The sequence below is a fragment of the Corallococcus sp. RDP092CA genome (assembly GCF_041903675.1).
Taxonomy (GTDB): domain Bacteria; phylum Myxococcota; class Myxococcia; order Myxococcales; family Myxococcaceae; genus Corallococcus.
Genome location: NZ_JAYESI010000104.1, coordinates 1 through 884, shown reverse-complemented (window position 1 = coordinate 884; position 884 = coordinate 1). Strand labels below are relative to the sequence as shown.

General features: G+C 67.5%; 1 protein-coding gene. It reads left to right on the top strand.

From position 1 onward, the window contains the following. Positions 1 to 179: 179 nt before the first annotated feature. Positions 180 to 884 (top strand): IS21 family transposase (gene istA, locus U8525_RS34355; RefSeq protein ID WP_374270955.1); only part of this gene is annotated, 705 nt, incomplete at its 3' end.

Below are 884 nucleotides of genomic sequence, written 5' to 3'. Positions count from 1 at the left end.
CTGCGCGCGTCGGCCCATCGTGAACACTCAGATCGGAGCATCGTGATCACCGAGTTCGGCCCATCGTGGACAGGAGGTTCGGCCACGTGGGCACGGAGTTCGGCCGTGTGAACAGGGAGTTCGGAGCCGAATGAGCGCTGGGCAGTCCTGGCAAGAAGGCCGCCGGAGGGAGAGCGGCCATGGCCACCGAGAGACTGCCGATGCACAGCATTCGAGAAATCATCCGTCAGAAGTGGGGCCTGAAGCGAAGCCACCGGGAGGTGGCGCGAAGCGTGGGCGTCAGCCCTGGAGTGGTGGGCAAGGTGATGAGCCGTGCGGCGCACCTGGGGTTGACGTGGGAGGCGGTGGAGGCGCTGGAGGAGGAGGAGTTGGAGCGCCAGCTGTACGGCCCGAAGTGCGCGCCGGGCACGGAGCGGCCGCTGCCGGACCCGGTGTGGATACACCAGGAGCGCAAGCGGCCCGGGGTGACGCTGGAGCTCTTGCATCTGGAGTACCTGGAGCGGCACCCGGAAGGCTACCGGTACACGCAGTTCTGCGAGGTGTACCGGGAGTGGTTGGCACGCCACCGGCTGACGATGAAGCAGGCGCACAAGGCCGGTGAGAAGGTGTTCGTCGACTACTCCGGGAAGAAGCCGACGGTGGTGGACGGTGGCACCGGCGAGGTGCGGGAGGTGGAGTTGTACGTGGCGACGCTGGGGGCCTCCAGCTACGTGTACGCGGAGGCCACGTGGAGCCAGAAGCTGACGGACTTCGTCGGCAGCACCGTGCGCGCGCTGGAGGCCTTCGGTGGGGCGCCAGCGCTCATCGTGCCGGACCAGTTGAAGTCGGCGGTGACGAGGGCGGACCGGTACGAGCCGGAGGTGAACCGCACCTTCGAGGAGTTG